Source organism: Yersinia kristensenii (assembly GCF_900460525.1).
GTDB lineage: Bacteria > Pseudomonadota > Gammaproteobacteria > Enterobacterales > Enterobacteriaceae > Yersinia > Yersinia kristensenii.
This window is the reverse complement of the sequence record NZ_UHIY01000001.1, coordinates 1,087,100-1,106,551: the sequence shown is the minus strand read 5'-3', so window position 1 is coordinate 1,106,551 and position 19,452 is coordinate 1,087,100. Positions and strand designations below refer to the sequence as shown.

The window sequence follows — 19,452 nt, the reverse complement described above, 5'->3', positions numbered from 1 at the left end:
CATTTATCAGCTCGGTCGCTTACGGTTATTCCGTGGTGCACCACTGCGACGTGGAGCAGAGTTACGGCGTGGGCCATTCCCGGTGCGGGTACGGGCCAGACGTTTTGGTGCTGGTAAATCAGTTAATAGCGCATCGCTATTATATTTACTTACCGGAATGCTATGGCCAGTGTAGGTCTCAATAGCGGGTAAGTTTAACGCGTACTCTTCACATGCCAGGCTGATGGAATGACCACTTTCGCCAGCACGGCCAGTTCGGCCAATGCGGTGAACATAATCTTCACAGTCATCGGGTAAGTCATAGTTGAAAACATGGGTTACCAGTGGAATGTGTAGGCCGCGGGCGGCAACATCAGTCGCAACCAAAATATCCAAATCACCCTTAGTGAAATCTTCCAGAATGCGCAGGCGTTTTTTCTGTGCAACATCACCGGTCAACAAACCGACACGATGACCATCAGCAGCCAAATGGCCCCAGATTTCTTCGCAACGATGTTTGGTATTGGCGAAAATAATGCAGCGATCTGGCCACTCTTCTTCAATTAACGTCTGAAGCAGACGCATTTTTTCTTCATTTGAAGGGTAGAACAGCTCTTCCTGAATGCGGTGGCCGGTTTTTTGCAACGGTTCCACTTCAACATATTCAGCGTTATTCATTTGCTCAAAGGCCAGTTCACGTACCCGGTAAGAGAGTGTGGCAGAGAACAGCATGTTTAAGCGCTTATCAACCGAAGGCATACGGCGGAACAGCCAGCGGATATCTTTAATAAAGCCTAAATCGTACATCCGATCGGCTTCATCCAAGACCACAACCTGAATTGCACCGAGGTTAATATAATTTTGTTTTGCGTAATCGATTAAACGGCCAGTAGTACCGATAAGAATATCAACACCACTCTCCAGTACCTTAAGCTGTTTATCGTAGCCATCGCCGCCGTAAGCCAAGCCTAATTTCAGCCCGGTTATCTGGGAAAGTGATTCTGCATCGGAGTGAATTTGCACGGCTAATTCGCGCGTTGGTGCCATAATTAATGCGCGCGGTTGATTAGTCTGGCGACCCTCTTCTGCGGGGTGAGAAAGCAAATAATGGAAAGTAGACGCTAAGAATGCCAGCGTCTTGCCGGTTCCTGTTTGCGCCTGACCCGCTACATCACGCCCCGAAAGGGTGAGTGGCAATGCTAACGCCTGTATTGGCGTGCAATACTGAAACCCTTTGTTTTCAAGGGCTTCAATAACTAGCGGGTGCAGGGCGAAGTCGGAAAACTTCTGTTCGGTCAAGTGTGTTTTGCTCATAGTGTGGTAGAATATCAGCTAACTATTGCTTTACGAAAGCGTATCCGGTGAAATAAAGTCATCCTACTGTTGGTTAATGCTACACCAACGAGGTAGACACAATCCTTTGGAGTAGAACATGAGCGATAAAATTATTCACCTGAGTGACGAAAGCTTCGGCACTAAAGTGCTGGAAGCCGATGGCCTGGTTCTGGTTGATTTCTGGGCTGAATGGTGTGGTCCGTGCAAGATGATTGCTCCGATTTTGGATGAAATTGCTGAAGAGTATGAAGGTAGGCTTACCATCACTAAATTGAATATTGATGATAACCAAGCCACTGCACCGAAATACGGTATCCGTGGTATCCCTACGCTGTTGTTATTCCGTGACGGTGAAGTAGTGGCAACCAAGGTAGGTGCTTTGTCTAAGGGTCAGCTTAAAGAATTCTTGGATGCTAATCTGTAAGCGGCGTTAGCCGTTAATACCGAAAGTCATTGGCATTGCAGTAAGGCAGCAAACGAGCGACAGATTGGTTATAAACCATTTTGAACCGCGTGAGCGTTAGCCTCTAATGCAGCTCATTATCCCGATAAGCTGACTCAGGTCACTGATTCGGGTAAGTCAGAGTCGCACACCGCTGCAGCTTCAAGGCCGTAGGGTATGTTTAGCGGCAGTTGTGATTTCTCACACTGACCGCTAGACGCCCGCAAAGAAGCGTGTTAAGTTTACCCTACTGCATATAGAACATTCCTGTGTATTGAGTCCGGGTTTGTAGCATCTAGCTTATTCTTTAGTATCTAATAAACAGTCTGTAGCATCTAAATAGTTTGAATCTAAAGTTTTACTCTATGTCGAAATAATTTGTGTTGAGAATATGTATGAACTCAATCGCTTTTTGACAGTCTAGTGTTTTACAAAATCAGTCTAAGGCACCTTCAATCTTTACACCGTTGAGTCGCGCAAGCTTGCGTAAGTCATTACTTGCGTAGTTTGGCCAAGGCCGGTGATTGAATGTCCCGTTAAACAGGCACGGATGACGCTGCCATACCATTCACGACCATAGTTCGAGACATACCCCGAGTTTAAGAACCCACCATTATGAATCTTACCGAATTAAAGAACACGCCGGTTTCTGATCTGATAACACTTGGCGAAAATATGGGGCTGGAAAACCTGGCCCGGATGCGTAAACAAGATATTATTTTCTCTATCCTTAAGCAGCACGCGAAAAGTGGAGAAGATATCTTCGGTGACGGTGTATTGGAGATATTGCAGGATGGATTTGGTTTCCTCCGTTCAGCAGACAGCTCCTACCTCGCCGGTCCCGACGACATCTATGTATCCCCAAGCCAAATTCGCCGTTTCAACCTTCGCACTGGTGATACCGTTGCCGGTAAGATTCGTCCACCGAAAGAAGGTGAGCGTTATTTTGCATTGTTGAAAGTTAACGAAGTTAACTACGACAAACCGGAAAATGCCCGTAACAAAATCCTGTTCGAAAACTTAACCCCATTACATGCCAATTCTCGTCTACGGATGGAACGTGGTAATGGTTCGACAGAAGATTTAACTGCCCGTGTACTTGATTTGGCTTCGCCGATCGGTCGTGGCCAGCGTGGGCTGATTGTCGCTCCGCCAAAAGCGGGTAAGACTATGCTGCTGCAGAATATTGCTACCAGCATTGCTTATAATCACCCTGATTGCGTATTAATGGTCTTGCTGATTGACGAGCGTCCGGAAGAAGTTACTGAGATGCAACGTCTGGTTAAAGGTGAAGTTATTGCTTCAACTTTCGATGAGCCAGCATCCCGTCACGTTCAAGTCGCTGAAATGGTTATCGAGAAAGCGAAACGTCTGGTTGAGCATAAAAAAGACGTTATCATCTTACTGGATTCGATTACTCGTTTGGCCCGTGCATACAACACCGTCGTACCTGCTTCTGGTAAAGTTCTGACTGGTGGTGTGGATGCTAACGCCTTGCATCGTCCTAAGCGTTTCTTTGGTGCTGCGCGTAATGTTGAGGAGGGCGGTAGCCTGACTATCATTGCCACCGCGTTGGTTGATACCGGTTCTAAAATGGATGAAGTTATCTATGAAGAATTTAAAGGTACCGGCAACATGGAATTGCATCTTTCTCGCAAAATTGCAGAGAAGCGTGTGTTCCCAGCCATTGATTTCAACCGCTCTGGTACGCGTAAAGAAGAGCTGCTGACCACCACTGAAGAGCTACAAAAAATGTGGATTTTACGTCGTATTCTTCATCCAATGGGTGAAATCGATGCAATGGAGTTCCTCATCAGTAAATTGGCAACAGCGAAAACCAACGATCAGTTCTTCGATAACATGAGACGTTCATAAGTTTAGCGAAATTAATCAAAACGCCACGCTCAGACGTGGCGTTTTTTGTATTTGGGCTATACGATAGTCGGGATTGTTATCTATCCAGTAAATGACGCAATCAAACCAATGCCTATTTCCTATACTTATTCTTCTTAATACACCCAAAGAATTTTGAGTTGCAGGTCGACAACCAATGAGATAATCCCGATGAGAACATGCAGTGGCCCTGCGGCTTCAAATATGAAAGGGATAACGAGAAAATAGTAAAAATAGAGTTGGGAATAGTAAGCAAGGCTGTCATCATATTCAGAAATAACTGAAAGCATAGGGAAGGCATAGGGAAGGCGTGGTATACGCCAAACCTCATGCTAAGCTGTCGTATCTTTTTGCAGAGAGCGGTTAAACGTGAACTTACTCACTATGAGTACTGAAATATTTGTTATTTTTCTGTTTTCTCTGGCATTTTTATTTGTAGCTCGCAAAGTTGCCAAGAAAATTGGATTAGTTGATAAACCTAACTATCGCAAACGTCACCAAGGGCTGATCCCATTAGTGGGTGGAATATCCGTGTTTGCGGGTATTTGTTTTACTTTCCTGATAACTAACCAGCAAATCCCACATTTCCACTTATATCTGGGGTGTGCTGGTTTATTGGTGTTCGTTGGTGCTTTAGACGATCGCTTCGATATCAGTGTAAAAATCCGCGCCTTTGTCCAAGCGTTGGTCGGTATTGCCATGATGGCAGCCGCAGGGCTTTATTTACGTAGCTTGGGGCATGTATTTGGCCCGTGGGAGATGGTATTAGGGCCATTCGGCTATGTTGTCACACTGTTCGCAGTATGGGCGGCGATAAACGCTTTCAATATGGTCGATGGTATTGATGGCTTACTGGGAGGGCTGTCTTGTGTCTCTTTCGGTGCCATGGGGCTTTTGCTGTATCAAAGCGGACAAATGGCATTAGCACTGTGGTGTTTTGCGATGATTGCCGCCATCGTGCCTTATATCTTGCTTAACCTTGGGTTGTTAGGTCGCCGCTATAAAGTCTTTATGGGGGATGCAGGTAGTACGCTGATTGGTTTCACCGCGATTTGGATACTATTGCAAAGTACACAAGGTAATTCTCATCCCATTAACCCGGTCACAGCATTGTGGATTATTGCAATTCCATTGATGGATATGATTGCCATCATGTATCGGCGTTTGCGTAAAGGAATGAGTCCTTTCTCCCCCGACCGCCAGCATATCCATCACTTGATCATGCGCGCCGGTTTTACTTCACGACAGGCATTTGTCTTAATCACCCTCGCTGCGGCATTGTTAGCGGGAGTGGGGGTTATCGGCGAACGGCTAACATTTATCCCTGAATGGGTTATGTTGGCACTATTCTTGCTTGCATTTCTGTTATATGGCTACTGCATAAAACGGGCATGGCGAGTGGCGCGTTTTATCAAACGTATCAAGCGTCGGATGCGCCGTGCATCGCAAAATAAGCATGAATCTTAACCAGAGGCTTTTAGGCAGTGATGAAACCAGAATCTATGTCGACTGATAAAACAGTATCTACCCACAATGAACCCGTTATGGATAACGAGTTAGATATCCGCAGCCTGTGCCGTACTCTTTGGCGCGGTAAAGTGTGGATTATCGGTATGGCAATTCTTTTTGCTGCTATAGCGCTGGGTGTTTCCTACTTGGTAAAACAGCAGTGGAGTGCGACAGCCATTACAGACAGACCAACTGTCAATAATTTGGGCGGTTATTATTCTCAGCAGCAGTTTTTGCGCAACCTGGATAGCCGCAACAATAATGGTGTTGCCAGTGAGCAACCCGGTATTTCTGACGAAGCATACAGCGAATTTATTACTCAGTTAGCCGCTTATGACACGCGTCGCGATTTTTGGCTACAAACTGATTATTACAAACAGCGGTTAGAAGGTGATGCTAAGGCGGATGCGGCATTGCTCGATGAGCTGGTGAATAATATTGTTTTCACTCCGCGTGATGACAAAAAAATGCTGAATGACAGCATTAAATTGACAGCGGAAACCGCCACCGATTCCAATAAATTGCTGCGCAGTTATATTGATTTTGCTAGCCAGCGTGCAGCCAGTCACTTGAATGATGAGATTGAAGGCGCATGGGCTGCTCGCACTCAGTCAATGAAAGCGCAGGTTAAACGGCAAGAAGCCGTTGCTCAAGCTGTATACGATCGCGAAGTTGCTGCGGTTAAGCAAGCCTTGAAAGTGGCCAGCCAGCAAGGGATTAATCGCAATCAAACCGATACGCCGGCTGAACAATTACCCGATTCTAAAATGTTTATGTTAGGTAAACCGATGCTCGAAGCCCGGCTAGAGACATTGCAGGCTACCGGCCCAAGTTTTGATATTGATTATGATCAAAACCGAGCAATGCTGGCAACATTGAACGTCGGCCCGACACTGGATAAAACCTTCCAGGCTTACCGTTACTTGCGTACACCAGAAGATCCAGTGACCCGTGATAGCCCGCGTCGCGTATTCCTGTTGATTATGTGGGGCGCGATTGGCGCATTGGTTGGTGCGGGAGTGGTGTTGGTTCGCCGCACCAGCACGCAAGCATAATCCAGGCTGTATGTGCTAAGTATTATTGGCCAGTAAAAGACTGACCAGTAAAAGATTGACCAGTAATGGGCGCATTGTGCGCCCAACTTGCAGGCGTTGTCTGCGGCTAACTGACCTTAAAGAGATTCACTGTGAAAGTGTTGACTGTTTTTGGCACCCGGCCTGAAGCCATTAAAATGGCTCCTCTGGTGCATGCCTTGGCTCAGGACGAAGCCTTTGAATCAAGAGTCTGCGTCACTGCTCAACATCGTGAGATGCTGGATCAAGTGCTACGTTTATTTGAGATTCAGCCGGACTATGATTTGAATATCATGAAGCCGGGACAGGGATTAACAGAAATAACCTGTCGTATTCTGGAAGGGCTAAAGCCTGTTCTGGAGGAGTTTAAGCCGGATGTAATCTTAGTGCATGGTGATACCACAACCACGTTGTCGACCAGCCTTGCCGCATTTTATCAACGCATTCCTGTCGGCCATGTTGAAGCGGGCTTACGCACCGGTGATCTCTATTCACCGTGGCCAGAAGAAGCTAACCGCCAACTGACCGGCCACCTTGCGATGTATCATTTTGCTCCGACCGAGAACTCGCGGCAAAACTTGCTACGCGAGATGGTGCCAGACAACCGCATTTTTGTGACCGGCAATACCGTGATTGATGCGCTGTTCTGGGTTCGTGATCGGGTAATGAATAATCCAGAATTACGCGACAGTTTGGCGGAGCGTTATCCGTTCATTGATGCCAATAAGAAGATGATTCTGGTGACTGGCCACCGCCGCGAGAGTTTTGGTGGCGGTTTTGAGCGGATTTGCAGTGCATTAGCTGAAATTGCACTTAAACATCCTGAGGTACAGGTGGTTTATCCCGTGCATCTCAACCCTAACGTCAGTGAGCCGGTCAACCGCATCTTGAAAGGGATTGATAATATCATCCTGATCGACCCGCAAGATTACCTGCCATTTGTTTACCTGATGAATCACGCCTACCTGATCCTAACGGATTCTGGTGGTATTCAGGAAGAAGCGCCTTCATTAGGCAAGCCGGTATTAGTGATGCGAGATACCACTGAGCGCCCGGAAGCGGTCGATTCTGGTACCGTTTTGTTGGTGGGCACTAATATTAATAAAATTGTCGACGCAGTGACCCACTTGCTGACTGATGACGCTGCCTATCATCAAATGTCACGCGCGCATAATCCTTACGGTGACGGGCATGCCTGTCAACGCATCCTTGAAGCTTTAAAGAATCATCAGGTGACGCTATGAGTTTTGACACTATTTCTGTTATCGGTCTTGGGTATATTGGTCTGCCAACCGCTGCTGCTTTCGCATCGCGCAAGAAGAAAGTCATTGGTGTGGACGTCAACGCCCATGCGGTTGAAACCATTAATCGTGGTGCAATCCATATCGTGGAGCCGGATTTAGATAAAGTGGTGAAGATTGCTGTTGAAGGCGGTTACCTGCAAGCGGTAACCAAACCGCTGGCTGCAGATGCGTTTCTTATTGCCGTGCCAACACCCTTTAAAGGCGATCATGAGCCGGATATGGTGTATGTAGAGTCCGCCGCTAAATCTATCGCCCCTGTTTTGAAAAAAGGCGATTTGGTCATTCTGGAGTCCACTTCTCCGGTGGGTGCCACTGAGCAAATGGCCCAATGGCTGGCTGAAGTTCGCCCTGATTTGAGCTTCCCACAGAATGCGGGTGAAGAGGCTGACATTAACATCGCTTATTGCCCAGAGCGCGTATTGCCGGGCCAGGTGATGGTTGAACTGATTCAAAATGACCGTGTTATCGGCGGTATGACGCCGAAATGTTCTGCGCGCGCCAGTGAATTGTACAAAATCTTCCTGGAAGGCGAATGTGTGGTGACCAACTCCCGCACGGCAGAAATGTGCAAGCTGACTGAAAATAGTTTCCGCGACGTTAACATTGCCTTTGCCAACGAGCTGTCCCTGATTTGTGATGAGCAGGGAATCAATGTGTGGGAGCTGATTCGCCTGGCGAACCGCCATCCGCGTGTGAACATCTTGCAGCCAGGCCCCGGTGTGGGCGGCCACTGTATTGCTGTTGACCCATGGTTTATCGTTTCTCAAAATCCACAATTGGCCCGCCTGATCCACACTGCGCGTCTGGTGAATGATGGTAAACCGCTGTGGGTAGTTGACCGCGTTAAAGCGGCGGTGGCTGATTGTCTGGCGGCCACGGACAAACGTGCATCTGAAGTTAAAATTGCCTGCTTCGGCTTGGCATTTAAACCTAATATTGATGACTTGCGCGAAAGCCCGGCGGTTGAAATCGCTCATTTGATCGCACAATGGCACACCGGTGAAACGCTGGTGGTTGAGCCGAATGTTGAGCAATTGCCGAAATCACTGGCGGGGCACGTTACTCTGAAAGATACCGCAACTGCCTTGCAGCAAGCGGATGTGCTGGTGATGCTGGTGGATCACAGCCAATTCAAAGCCATCAAACCCGAAGATGTGAAGCAATCATGGATTGTGGACACTAAAGGAGTATGGCGTTGAGACGTATTCTGGTTACCGGTGGGGCCGGTTTTATCGGCTCTGCCGTAGTAAGACATATTATTGATGGCACTTCAGATAGCGTAGTTGTGGTGGATAAACTGACCTATGCGGGCAATTTGGAGTCACTGGCGGTTGTTGCTCACAGTGAGCGCTACGCTTTTGAACAGGTTGATATCTGTGACCGCACTGAACTGGATCGCGTTTTTGCACAGTATCGACCGGATGTGGTGATGCATCTGGCGGCAGAAAGCCATGTTGACCGGTCTATTGATGGCCCTGCGGCCTTTATCGAAACCAATGTATTGGGCACTTACCAAATGTTGGAAGCGGCGCGTCATTACTGGCAACAACTGAGTGCAGAGGGGAAACTGGCGTTTCGCTTCCACCATATCTCAACTGATGAGGTGTATGGCGACCTGCATGGTACCGATGATTTATTCACCGAAACCACGCCTTATGCGCCAAGTAGCCCTTATTCTGCTTCCAAAGCCTCTAGCGACCATTTAGTTCGCGCCTGGTTGCGGACCTATGGTTTACCGACCTTGGTGACCAATTGCTCCAATAACTACGGCCCGTATCATTTCCCTGAGAAATTGATCCCACTGGTTATTCTAAATGCGCTCGCCGGCAAACCGCTGCCAGTGTATGGCAATGGCGCACAGGTTCGTGATTGGCTGTATGTTGAAGATCACGCCCGGGCCTTGTATCAAGTGGTTACCGAAGGTGTGGTGGGTGAAACTTACAATATTGGCGGCCATAACGAGCGCAAGAATATTGAAGTGGTTGAGACCATCTGCACACTTTTGGATGAACTGGTGCCAGAAAAACCGGCAGGAATTGCACACTATCGTGACCTGATTACCTATGTCAAAGACCGCCCAGGCCATGATATGCGCTATGCTATCGATGCCAGCAAAATTGAGCGGGAGCTGGGCTGGCGGCCACAGGAAACCTTCGAAAGTGGTATTCGTAAAACCGTATTATGGTATTTGAATAACGAATCTTGGTGGCGTCGTGTTCAGGATGGTTCTTATGCCGGTGAGCGTCTGGGCCTAAGTGATTGACGATAGGTTCGAAGTTTATTAATCATTGGGATGGCATCATTCAATATTTTGCATGATGTTTTCAAGACATTGTATGTCTTAGGAGATCGTATGAAAGGCATAATTCTGGCTGGTGGCTCCGGCACGAGGTTGCACCCCATCACCCGTGGTGTCTCTAAGCAACTGCTTCCCGTTTATGATAAGCCGATGATTTACTACCCGCTGTCAGTGCTGATGCTGGCGGGGATCCGCGATATCCTGATTATTTCTACTCCAGAAGATTTACCCTCCTTCCAGCGTTTGCTGGGTAATGGTGAAGAGTTTGGTATCAATCTGAGTTATGCCGCGCAACCTAGTCCAGACGGGCTGGCACAAGCATTTATCATTGGTGAAGAGTTTATCGGCAATGGGCCTTGTTGTTTGGTGCTCGGCGATAATATTTATTTTGGTCAGGGCTTTAGCCCAAAACTGAAAACTGTCGCGGCGCGTGAGCACGGCGCAACTGTTTTCGGCTATCAAGTCATGGACCCAGAGCGTTTTGGCGTGGTGGAGTTTGATGACAATTTCCGCGCGTTATCGATTGAAGAGAAACCAAGCCAGCCGAAGTCCAATTGGGCGGTGACCGGGCTTTATTTCTATGACAGCCAAGTGGTTGATTTTGCTAAACAAGTGAAGCCGTCCTCCCGTGGTGAGCTGGAAATAACCAGCATCAACCAGATGTATTTAGAGCGCGGTGAGCTGACAGTAGAATTATTGGGCCGTGGTTTTGCCTGGCTTGATACTGGTACCCATGACAGCTTGATTGAAGCCAGCACCTTTGTACAAACTGTTGAAAAACGTCAAGGTTTCAAAATTGCCTGTCTGGAAGAAATCTCCTGGCGCAATGGCTGGTTGGATGATGATGGCGTCAGGCGCGCAGCCACAGCGCTAGCCAAAACGGGTTATGGCAAATATCTGTTGGACTTGCTCCATGCCCGTCCACGCCAATATTGAGCCGCTGGCCTGGGAAAGTGAATTTTTCCAGCGCCACAGTGCAAAACTGATTTTCTCTGACTCAGCCCCGCAACTTAATCCGGCTGAGTTGGATGCTTTTACCCTAATCCAAGCCAAAGTTCCTACGCACTGCCTTGATCTTATTGATTCCCTTGGTCAACTTAGCTTCAAGTTAGTCGAAGGGGAAGTTGATCTGGTGCTGCCCGTTGAGAGAAACGATGCGGTTGGCATGGAAAATGCTTCATCTCAGACTGCTACCGGAACCTATCAACAGCGGGTCGCCATAACTGCCGATATCCCGCTTTTGCGCAGTGTTGCTGCCCGTGCCTTTGCATTAAGCCGCTTTCGCGCCCCGTGGTATGACCCACAGGACAGTGGGCGATTTTATGCCTTGTGGGCGGAGAAGGCGGTGTTGGGTACTTTCGACCATCAATGTTTGTTGGTAATGGATACGTCGGGGCAACCTGCGGGGTTTGTAACATTACGCGATTTGCAAGATGGCAGTGCGCGTATTGGCCTGTTGGCGGTGTTCCCCGAAGCCCAAGGTAAAGGTATTGGTTCATCATTAATGTCGGCGGCAAAGCAGTGGTGCCAAAATCATGGATTACACCGATTACGGGTAGCCACACAGATGAGCAATATTGCTGCTTTACGTCTTTATATTCGTAGCGGAGCCTCGATTGAGAGCACCGCGTATTGGTTATGCAGGGGATGAGATGATTCCATTTAACGCTCCACCGGTAGTCGGTACCGAACTCGGTTATATGCAGGCAGCAATCACTAGCGGCAAATTATGCGGTGATGGTGGATTTACCCGTCGTTGCCAGCAGTGGATGGAGAAACATTTCGATTGCCCGAAAGTGTTACTGACTCCCTCTTGTACCGCCTCACTGGAAATGGCGGCGTTGCTGCTGGATATTAAACCCGGCGATGAAGTGATTATGCCGAGTTTCACCTTCGTTTCGACAGCCAACGCCTTTGTTTTGCGTGGGGCGAAAATGGTTTTTGTGGATATCCGCCCAGACACCATGAATATCGATGAAACCAAGATTGAAGCGGCTATTACCGATAAAACTCGCGTTATCGTGCCCGTTCATTATGCAGGCGTGGCCTGTGAGATGGACACCATCATGGCGCTGGCGAAAAAACATAATTTATTTGTGGTAGAAGATGCTGCGCAGGGCGTGATGTCGACTTACAAAGGCAAAGCACTGGGCACTATCGGCCATATTGGTTGCTTTAGCTTCCATGAAACCAAAAACTACACGGCGGGTGGTGAAGGTGGCGCGACGCTAATCAATGACAAATCATTGATTGACCGCGCTGAAGTTATCCGTGAGAAAGGGACTAACCGTAGTCAGTTCTTCCGTGGGCTGGTCGACAAATACACTTGGCGGGATATTGGCTCCAGTTATTTGATGTCTGATTTACAGGCCGCATATCTATGGGGTCAGTTGGAAGTAGCAGAGAAAATCAACGAACGCCGTCTGGCGCTGTGGCATACTTATTATAATGCTTTCAAGCCATTAGCTGATGCTGGCCGCATTGATTTACCGGTGATTCCTGACAATTTAGAACAGAACGCGCACATGTTTTATATCAAACTGCGTGATATTGAAGAGCGCTCGGCCTTCATCAGTTACTTAAAAGAAGCTGAGATCATGGCAGTATTCCACTACATTCCATTACATGCTTGTCCGGCAGGAGAGGAATTTGGGCGTATGGCCGGTGAAGACCGCTTTACTACTCAGGAAAGTGAGCGTCTGGTGCGCTTGCCGATCTTCTATAACCTGACTGATGTGAATCAGAACACAGTCATTAATACTGTTTTGAGTTTCTTCGCCTGATATGTCTCTGGCAAAAGCATCGATTTGGACTGCTGGCTCTACGCTGATTAAAATCGGCGTAGGGCTGTTAGTGGTGAAACTGCTGGCGGTGACCTTTGGCCCCAGTGGTGTTGGGCAGGCGGGTAACTTCCGCCAGTTAATTACGGTATTAGGCGTGCTCTCCGGCGCGGGTATCTTTAACGGCATTACTAAATATGTTGCTGAATATCATCAGCAACCTGAACGTTTGCGAGCGGTGGTGGGGACGTCATCAGCGATTGTGCTGGGGTTTTCAACTCTGCTGGCATTGATTTTCCTGCTGGCGGCTAAGCCCGTCAGTATGGCGCTCTTTGGTCATGCGGATTATCAGAATGTGGTGCGAGCGGTGGCGTTTATCCAAATGGGGATTGCCTACGCCAACCTATTTTTAGCGATTCTCAAAGGTTATCGCGATGCCATGGGTAATGCGCTGGCGGTGATCGGCGGTAGCCTGATAGGGGTGGTCGCGTATTATATTTGCTTCCGGATAGGCGGTTATCCTGGCGCGCTATTGGGCCTGGCATTAGTCCCTGCGCTGGTGGTGATTCCGGCTGCCGGCATGTTGATTCGGCGCAAGACTATTCCGCTCAGCTATCTTAAACTTAGCTGGGACAAAGCATTAGCCAGCCATTTGGGTAAATTTACTATCATGGCGTTGATTACTTCGGTGACCTTGCCAGTTGCCTATGTGATGATGCGTAATCTGCTGGCTGACCGCTACGGCTGGGATGCCGTCGGGATTTGGCAAGGAGTCAGCAGTATCTCAGATGCTTATCTACAATTTATCACAGCATCATTTACAGTTTATTTGCTGCCGACACTCTCGAGACTCAAAGCTAAAGCAGATATTTCCCGTGAAATTCTGCGCTCATTGAAATTTGTGTTACCGGCAGTAGCGACCGCCAGTTTGATGGTCTGGTTATTACGTGATTTTGCTATTTGGCTGTTGTTTTCTCATCAGTTCACGGCTATGCGCGACCTTTTCGCTTGGCAGTTGGTCGGTGATGTATTGAAGGTCGGGTCTTACGTGTTCGGCTATCTGGTGATTGCCAAAGCGTCTTTGCGTTTTTACATTCTGACGGAAGTCAGCCAGTTCTTACTGTTGACCGGGTTTGCCCATTGGTTAATCCCAATGAATGGCTCTTTGGGCGCGGCACAGGCTTATATGGCCACTTATATCGTCTATTTTGCGCTCTGTAGCTGCGTATTCCTTATGTATCGTAGACATTCATCACCGTAAACACTCTTTACAGTAGAAAAAAATGACAACCCTGATTCATGTACTGGGATCTGATATCCCGCACCATAATCTGACTGTATTGCGCTTCTTCAATGATGTGCTGACAACCCGTGTGCCCGCTGAGCAGGCGCGGCACTTTATGGTGGCGGCAAAAGAAACGGCCCCTTTTTCATCATTTCCGCAGTTGGATATTGAAACGCACAGTAATAAGAAAGCCTTGGCCGAGGCGGTGATTGCCCGTGCGCAAGCTTCTCGCGATACGCGCTTTTTCTGGCATGGGCAGTTTAATGCCACTTTGTGGCTGGCATTGCTGAGTGGGAAAATCAAACCGCACCAGGTTTATTGGCATATTTGGGGCGCGGATTTATATGAAGATGCCAAAAGCTTGAAATTCCGCCTGTTTTACCTGCTGCGCCGTATTGCTCAAGGGCGGGTAGGGCACGTTTTTGCGACCCGGGGCGATTTAATATATTACCAACAGCGACATCCGCGGGTGCCGGCGTCATTGCTCTATTTCCCAACTCGGATGGACCCAACATTAACGGGCGTCAATATTGATAAGCCGCTCGCGGGGCCCATGACGATTCTGGTGGGGAATTCGGGTGACACCACCAACCGCCATATTGAGGCGCTAAAATCTATTCATCAGCAGTTTGGCCCTGATGCCAGAGTTATTCTGCCCATGGGGTATCCGGCGAATAATGAACTGTATATTGAACGCGTTAGGCAAGCGGGCTTGGCGCTGTTTGCGCAAGATAACTTGCGCATCCTGACGGAACAAATCCCGTTTGATGATTATCTGAATATCCTGCGCGAATGCGATTTAGGCTATTTTATTTTTAATCGCCAACAAGGTATCGGCACCTTGTGTTTATTGACCCAGTTTGGCGTGCCCTTTGTATTGAGCCGTAAGAACCCATTCTGGCAAGATTTAGCTGAGCAACATATTCCGGTGTTTTTCTATGGCGATTCTTTGGATGAACCATTGATTCGCGAGGCGCAGCGCCAGTTAGCGGGCTTGGATAAGCAATCTATCGCCTTCTTTAACCCTAACTATATCGAGGGTTGGCAACAGGCGCTGGCTCTTGCCGCGGGAGAACACCCATGACGCTGGGGCAATTTGGTGGTCTTTTCAGTGTCTATCTGATAGCGGTTATCTTTATCTTGATATTGACGTATCAGGAGTTTCGGCGGGTGCGCTTTAACTTCAACGTGCTGTTTTCAATGCTCTATTTGCTGACATTCTATTTCGGCTTCCCGCTGACCTGCATGTTAGTGTTCCAGTTTGGCGTCGCGGTGGTGCCGGTTGAGTATTTACTGTACGCCATGCTGTCAGCCACGGCATTTTATGGCATTTATTATGTGAGTTACAAAACGCGCCTGCGCAAGCCACGTAGCCAACCGCGTGCGCCGATATTCACCATGAATCGAGTAGAAACCAATCTGACCTGGATCCTGCTGGCGTTGGTGGCGATCGGCACGGTCGGTATCTTCTTTATGCAGAATGGTTTCCTGCTATTTAAGCTAGATTCTTACAGTAAAATATTCTCCAGTGATGTCTCTGGTGTGGCACTGAAGCGCTTTTTCTACTTCTTTATCCCGGCGATGTTGGTGGTCTATTTCCTCAAACAGGATATGCGCGCCTGGTTTTTCTTTCTGGCAAGTACCGTGGCGTTCGGCATCCTGACCTATGTTATTGTCGGCGGTACCCGCGCTAATATTATTATCGCGTTCTCATTATTCCTGTTTATTGGCATTGTGCGCGGCTGGATAACCTTGTGGATGCTCGCGGCAGCCGGGGTGTTTGGCATTGTCGGCATGTTCTGGTTGGCCCTGAAACGTTATGGGCTGGATGTGAGTGGCGCAGAGGCGTTTTACACCTTCCTGTACCTGACGCGCGACACTTTCTCGCCGTGGGAAAATCTTGGGTTGCTACTGCAAAATTACGACAAAATAGATTTTCAGGGATTGGCCCCGATTATCCGTGATTTCTATGTATTTATTCCGAGTTCCTTGTGGCCAGCGCGACCTGATTTAGTCTTGAATACCGCCAATTACTTTACTTGGGATGTGCTCGATAACCACTCCGGACTGGCGATTTCTCCTACTCTGATTGGGTCTTTGGTGGTGATGGGCGGGGTGTTGTTTATCCCACTGGGGGCCATCGTGGTGGGGTTAATCATCAAATGGTTCGATTGGTTGTATGAACAAGGTAAAGCAGAGAAAAATCGTTACAAAGCCGCCATTCTGCAAAGTTTCTGTTTTGGGGCGGTATTTAACATTATTGTGTTGGCGCGCGAAGGGTTAGATTCCTTTGTCTCGCGCGTGGTCTTTTTCTGTGTGATTTTTGGTGCCTGTTTGATATTGGCGAAATTGTTGTATTGGTTGTTCGATACGGCGGGTTTGATAAAGCAACGGGTACAGCGTCGTGCGGGTAAGTCTAAGCCGCTATCCACGTCTCAGGCCAGCAGCCAACTGTAAGGGTTATAATGGAACAGAATACTGATATTTCAAAGTCTCTTGATATTCCAAAAGCTATGGATATTCCAAAATACAGTGTCCGTGGCTTCGAAATTTGGGGTTTTCGTGACATGGCTCAGGTGCTCGATCACCTGCTGAGCAGTGGCCCAGTGAAGACCGGCACACTAGTGGCAATGAATGCCGAGAAACTGCTGAAAGCCGAAGATGATGCTGCCCTGCGTGAGCTGATCGGTGAAGCTGAATATCTGTATGCCGATGGCATCAGTATGGTGCGCGCTATCCGTCGTAAATATCCGCAAGCGCAATTGTCGCGAGTGGCAGGGGCTGATTTGTGGGAAGCGATAATGCAACGCGCGGGTCAGCAAGGGACGCCGGTATTTTTAGTCGGTGGTAAGCCCGAGATTCTCGCCGAAACCGAAGCTAAATTGCGTGCGCAATGGAATGTGAATCTGGTGGGCAGTCAGAACGGTTATTTCACCCCGGAACAGCGAGAGGCTCTATTCGCCCGTATTGCTGCCAGTGGCGCGGCAATCGTCACGGTTGCCATGGGGTCGCCTAAACAGGAAATATTTATGCGCGATTGCCGTAAAGCATACCCTGATGCTCTCTATATGGGGGTTGGCGGCACTTACGACGTCTTTACCGGCCATGTTAAGCGTGCACCCAAGATATGGCAAAACATGGGGTTGGAGTGGCTATATCGCCTATTGGCTCAACCCAGCCGTATCCGCCGCCAATTCAAATTGCTCAAATTTGTCGGTTATTATTACAGCGGCCGCTTGTAATAACCTCTTTAGCCTCAGGGTCAAATTTGGCCCTGAGGTTATAAAGCCTCCCATATTCATTCCCCTTATTAATACCGCTGGTGCTTAATTCCATTTTGGAATCAATTCTAAGATTTTTATTTCATAAAGTTTTAGTTTCTTGTTTGCTTATCTGCCGCAGATACGGAACGATACCGGCCGGTTACGGTTTTACAGTCATTACTCCGTTTTCTTAGGGGCCGTTTTCCTATTATTTAATCTGTATTAATAATTAAGCTAAATGTTTCATTCGGTCGTTACTTCTTTATTGAATAACAAAACTATTGAATAACAAAAACAACCGGGGTATCCGGAGCAAAGACACCAGTCAGTTATAGAGGATATATGGTAGACAACGAAGAGAAAAAAGGACTACACCGTGGGCTGGAAGCCCGACATATCGAACTGATAGCGTTGGGCGGTACCATTGGTGTTGGGCTATTTATGGGTTCCGCCAGCACATTAAAATGGGCTGGGCCGTCAGTCTTACTGGCTTATATTCTTGCGGGCTTATTTGTATTCTTCATTATGCGGTCAATGGGCGAAATGCTCTATCTGGAGCCAGTTGCAGGCTCTTTTGCCGTGTATGCACATAAATATCTCAGCCCCTATTTCGGCTATCTAACAGCTTGGGGTTATTGGTTTATGTGGATAGCGGTGGGGATATCTGAAATTACCGCGATTGGTGTGTATGTCCAGTTTTGGTTCCCAGAAATTCCGCAATGGTTACCCGCTATTGCAGGGGTGGCAATAGTGGCGCTGGCTAACCTGGCGGCGGTCAGACTGTATGGCGAGCTGGAGTTCTGGTTTGCGATGATCAAAGTCACCACCATCATTGTGATGATTCTGGTGGGGTTGGGCGTCATCTTCTTCGGTTTTGGTAATCACGGTCAGGCCATTGGTTTTGATAATCTGACGGCCCACGGTGGCTTCTTCGCTGGGGGGTGGAAAGGCTTCATGTTTGCGCTGTGTATTGTGGTGGCATCCTATCAGGGGGTCGAGCTGGTGGGGATTACGGCGGGTGAAGCGAGAAATCCGCAGGTCACACTAAAGCGAGCTATCAATAACATCCTTTGGCGCATCCTGATTTTCTATGTTGGTGCGATTTTCGTGATTGTCACTATCTTCCCGTGGGACGGCATTGGGACGGGGGGAAGCCCGTTTGTACTGACTTTTGCCAAGATAGGGATAGTTTCAGCTGCGGGTATTATCAATTTCGTAGTGCTCACCGCCGCGTTGTCGGGGTGTAATAGCGGCATGTATAGTGGCGGGCGCATGTTGTATGCGCTGGCGAAGAACCGCCAATTGCCCGCTTGTCTAACTAAACTGTCGGGCAGCGGTGTTCCGGTCTATTGCATTGCTGTCACGATTTTGTGTTTGTTGGTGGGTTCTAGCCTCAATTACATTATTCCTAATCCCCAGCAGGTGTTTGTGTATGTTTACAGCGCCAGTGTGTTGCCGGGCATGGTGCCGTGGTTCGTGGTGTTAGTGAGCCAACTGCGTTTCCGGCAGGTGCACCAAGAGGCATTGAAGCGACATCCGTTTAAATCCATCATGTTCCCCTATGTAAACTATCTCACCATCGCTTTTTTGATTTGTGTGTTGGTGGGAATGGGGATTAACCCAGAAACGCGTATATCTTTACTCGCCGGGGCTATTTTCTTAGGATTAGTGACCGCGTGCTATTTTTGCTTGGGAATGCATAAACAGAACTTAGCTGAAACATTGCCTGTGGTTTCAAGCCCAGAGGAACTGAAACGGCTATAAAACCAGCGAATAGGGCGGAGTGAGGGCTATCAATGGCTGACTTTTGCGGCAGAGTGTGCAAAGCGTAAGCAAACACACCATTTCTTCTAAAAAAGCACTAGACAGCCAAGTATTAAAACCGTAGTATCCTCACCCGCAACGGCGCTAAGCGCCCGTAGCTCAGCTGGATAGAGCGCTGCCCTCCGGAGGCAGAGGTCTCAGGTTCGAATCCTGTCGGGCGCACCATTAATTTTGTGTGCAAGAGCTGCGGTGGTAAGATTGCCGCGTACGACGAAGTCGAAGTAAGCTGTAAGTAGTAGGAAGTTATGGTGGCTATAGCTCAGTTGGTAGAGCCCTGGATTGTGATTCCAGTTGTCGTGGGTTCGAGCCCCATTAGCCACCCCAAATTTTGTGGAACATGCGATGGTGGCGGAATTGGTAGACGCGCTAGCTTCAGGTGTTAGTGTCCTTACGGACGTGAGGGTTCAAGTCCCTCCCTTCGCACCACACAAAACATGTAGATTTTATTAAGATTTACATGGACATA

Annotated in this window: 16 protein-coding genes and 3 tRNA genes; 18 read left to right on the top strand and 1 reads right to left on the bottom strand. The window is 48.3% G+C overall.

From position 1 onward, the window contains the following. Positions 1-6: 6 nt before the first annotated feature. On the bottom strand, positions 7-1,293 hold the full coding sequence (gene rhlB / locus DX162_RS05150) for an ATP-dependent RNA helicase RhlB (protein ID WP_004393131.1): 1,287 nt from the start codon (positions 1,291-1,293) through the stop codon (positions 7-9). 118 nt (positions 1,294-1,411) lie between these two features. On the opposite strand from rhlB, the gene trxA reads away from it, so the two are divergent. From trxA to DX162_RS05060, 18 genes are all read left to right on the top strand, one after another. Beyond that, entirely contained in the window at positions 1,412-1,738 is a 327-nt protein-coding gene (trxA, locus tag DX162_RS05145; protein WP_004393133.1) for a thioredoxin TrxA, read from the top strand. A 633-nt stretch (positions 1,739-2,371) separates the two neighbouring features. After that, complete coding sequence (gene rho, locus DX162_RS05140; RefSeq protein WP_004704159.1) at positions 2,372-3,631, top strand: transcription termination factor Rho; 1,260 nt, start codon at positions 2,372-2,374, stop codon at positions 3,629-3,631. 387 nt (positions 3,632-4,018) lie between these two features. Continuing rightward, positions 4,019-5,116 carry a UDP-N-acetylglucosamine--undecaprenyl-phosphate N-acetylglucosaminephosphotransferase gene (wecA, locus tag DX162_RS05135; RefSeq protein ID WP_004393398.1) on the top strand — a complete coding sequence of 366 codons (1,098 nt, stop codon included), beginning with the start codon at positions 4,019-4,021 and terminating at the stop codon, positions 5,114-5,116. 20 nt (positions 5,117-5,136) lie between these two features. Then, positions 5,137-6,213 (top strand): ECA polysaccharide chain length modulation protein, encoded by a 1,077-nt coding sequence (gene wzzE, locus DX162_RS05130; RefSeq protein ID WP_004393399.1) that lies wholly within the window; start codon positions 5,137-5,139, stop codon positions 6,211-6,213. Positions 6,214-6,344: 131 nt separating this feature from the next. After that, positions 6,345-7,475 (top strand): non-hydrolyzing UDP-N-acetylglucosamine 2-epimerase, encoded by a 1,131-nt coding sequence (wecB, locus tag DX162_RS05125; RefSeq protein ID WP_004393400.1) that lies wholly within the window; start codon positions 6,345-6,347, stop codon positions 7,473-7,475. Further along, complete coding sequence (gene wecC / locus DX162_RS05120) at positions 7,472-8,734, top strand: UDP-N-acetyl-D-mannosamine dehydrogenase (RefSeq protein ID WP_032821187.1); 1,263 nt, start codon at positions 7,472-7,474, stop codon at positions 8,732-8,734. Before wecB ends, wecC begins: the two co-directional genes overlap by 4 nt. Continuing rightward, entirely contained in the window at positions 8,725-9,798 is a 1,074-nt protein-coding gene (gene rffG / locus DX162_RS05115; RefSeq protein ID WP_172460425.1) for a dTDP-glucose 4,6-dehydratase, read from the top strand. The genes wecC and rffG overlap by 10 nt, the downstream gene beginning before the upstream one ends. Before the next feature lie 90 nt (positions 9,799-9,888). Then, positions 9,889-10,770: a glucose-1-phosphate thymidylyltransferase RfbA gene (rfbA, locus tag DX162_RS05110; protein WP_004393403.1), complete on the top strand. Its 882-nt coding sequence runs from the start codon at positions 9,889-9,891 to the stop codon at positions 10,768-10,770. Beyond that, positions 10,748-11,485, top strand: coding sequence for a dTDP-4-amino-4,6-dideoxy-D-galactose acyltransferase (rffC, locus tag DX162_RS05105; RefSeq protein ID WP_032821189.1), 738 nt, complete (start codon positions 10,748-10,750; stop codon positions 11,483-11,485). Before rfbA ends, rffC begins: the two co-directional genes overlap by 23 nt. A gap of 1 nt (position 11,486) precedes the next feature. Then, positions 11,487-12,617: a dTDP-4-amino-4,6-dideoxygalactose transaminase gene (gene rffA, locus DX162_RS05100; RefSeq protein ID WP_004393405.1), complete on the top strand. Its 1,131-nt coding sequence runs from the start codon at positions 11,487-11,489 to the stop codon at positions 12,615-12,617. Between the two features lies 1 nt (position 12,618). Next, positions 12,619-13,875, top strand: a complete 1,257-nt coding sequence (gene wzxE / locus DX162_RS05095) for a lipid III flippase WzxE (protein WP_004393406.1) — start codon at positions 12,619-12,621, stop codon at positions 13,873-13,875. A 22-nt stretch (positions 13,876-13,897) separates the two neighbouring features. Continuing rightward, entirely contained in the window at positions 13,898-14,983 is a 1,086-nt protein-coding gene (locus DX162_RS05090; protein ID WP_004393407.1) for a TDP-N-acetylfucosamine:lipid II N-acetylfucosaminyltransferase, read from the top strand. Then, complete coding sequence (wzyE, locus tag DX162_RS05085; RefSeq protein ID WP_032821190.1) at positions 14,980-16,356, top strand: ECA oligosaccharide polymerase; 1,377 nt, start codon at positions 14,980-14,982, stop codon at positions 16,354-16,356. The genes DX162_RS05090 and wzyE overlap by 4 nt, the downstream gene beginning before the upstream one ends. A gap of 8 nt (positions 16,357-16,364) precedes the next feature. Beyond that, on the top strand, positions 16,365-17,141 hold the full coding sequence (gene wecG, locus DX162_RS05080; RefSeq protein ID WP_004393409.1) for a lipopolysaccharide N-acetylmannosaminouronosyltransferase: 777 nt from the start codon (positions 16,365-16,367) through the stop codon (positions 17,139-17,141). A gap of 363 nt (positions 17,142-17,504) precedes the next feature. Continuing rightward, on the top strand, positions 17,505-18,926 hold the full coding sequence (gene thrP / locus DX162_RS05075) for a bifunctional threonine/serine APC transporter ThrP (RefSeq protein WP_004393410.1): 1,422 nt from the start codon (positions 17,505-17,507) through the stop codon (positions 18,924-18,926). Between the two features lie 148 nt (positions 18,927-19,074). Then, positions 19,075-19,151: transfer RNA gene (locus DX162_RS05070), tRNA-Arg, on the top strand. Positions 19,152-19,234: 83 nt separating this feature from the next. Further along, positions 19,235-19,310 (top strand) — tRNA-His (locus DX162_RS05065). A 15-nt stretch (positions 19,311-19,325) separates the two neighbouring features. Continuing rightward, positions 19,326-19,412, top strand: a tRNA-Leu gene (locus tag DX162_RS05060). The last annotated feature ends 40 nt before the right edge of the window (positions 19,413-19,452 follow it).

Coding starts and splice junctions, on each gene's coding strand:
- rfbA (WP_004393403.1), top strand. CDS start 9,889: ATGAAAGGCATAATTCTGGCTGGTGGCTCCGGCACGAGGTTGCACCCC.
- DX162_RS05090 (WP_004393407.1), top strand. CDS start 13,898: ATGACAACCCTGATTCATGTACTGGGATCTGATATCCCGCACCATAAT.
- rffC (WP_032821189.1), top strand. CDS start 10,748: ATGCCCGTCCACGCCAATATTGAGCCGCTGGCCTGGGAAAGTGAATTT.
- thrP (WP_004393410.1), top strand. CDS start 17,505: ATGGTAGACAACGAAGAGAAAAAAGGACTACACCGTGGGCTGGAAGCC.
- wzyE (WP_032821190.1), top strand. CDS start 14,980: ATGACGCTGGGGCAATTTGGTGGTCTTTTCAGTGTCTATCTGATAGCG.
- rho (WP_004704159.1), top strand. CDS start 2,372: ATGAATCTTACCGAATTAAAGAACACGCCGGTTTCTGATCTGATAACA.
- trxA (WP_004393133.1), top strand. CDS start 1,412: ATGAGCGATAAAATTATTCACCTGAGTGACGAAAGCTTCGGCACTAAA.
- rhlB (WP_004393131.1), bottom strand. CDS start 1,293: ATGAGCAAAACACACTTGACCGAACAGAAGTTTTCCGACTTCGCCCTG.
- wecG (WP_004393409.1), top strand. CDS start 16,365: ATGGAACAGAATACTGATATTTCAAAGTCTCTTGATATTCCAAAAGCT.
- wzxE (WP_004393406.1), top strand. CDS start 12,619: ATGTCTCTGGCAAAAGCATCGATTTGGACTGCTGGCTCTACGCTGATT.
- rffG (WP_172460425.1), top strand. CDS start 8,725: ATGGCGTTGAGACGTATTCTGGTTACCGGTGGGGCCGGTTTTATCGGC.
- wzzE (WP_004393399.1), top strand. CDS start 5,137: ATGAAACCAGAATCTATGTCGACTGATAAAACAGTATCTACCCACAAT.
- wecC (WP_032821187.1), top strand. CDS start 7,472: ATGAGTTTTGACACTATTTCTGTTATCGGTCTTGGGTATATTGGTCTG.
- rffA (WP_004393405.1), top strand. CDS start 11,487: ATGATTCCATTTAACGCTCCACCGGTAGTCGGTACCGAACTCGGTTAT.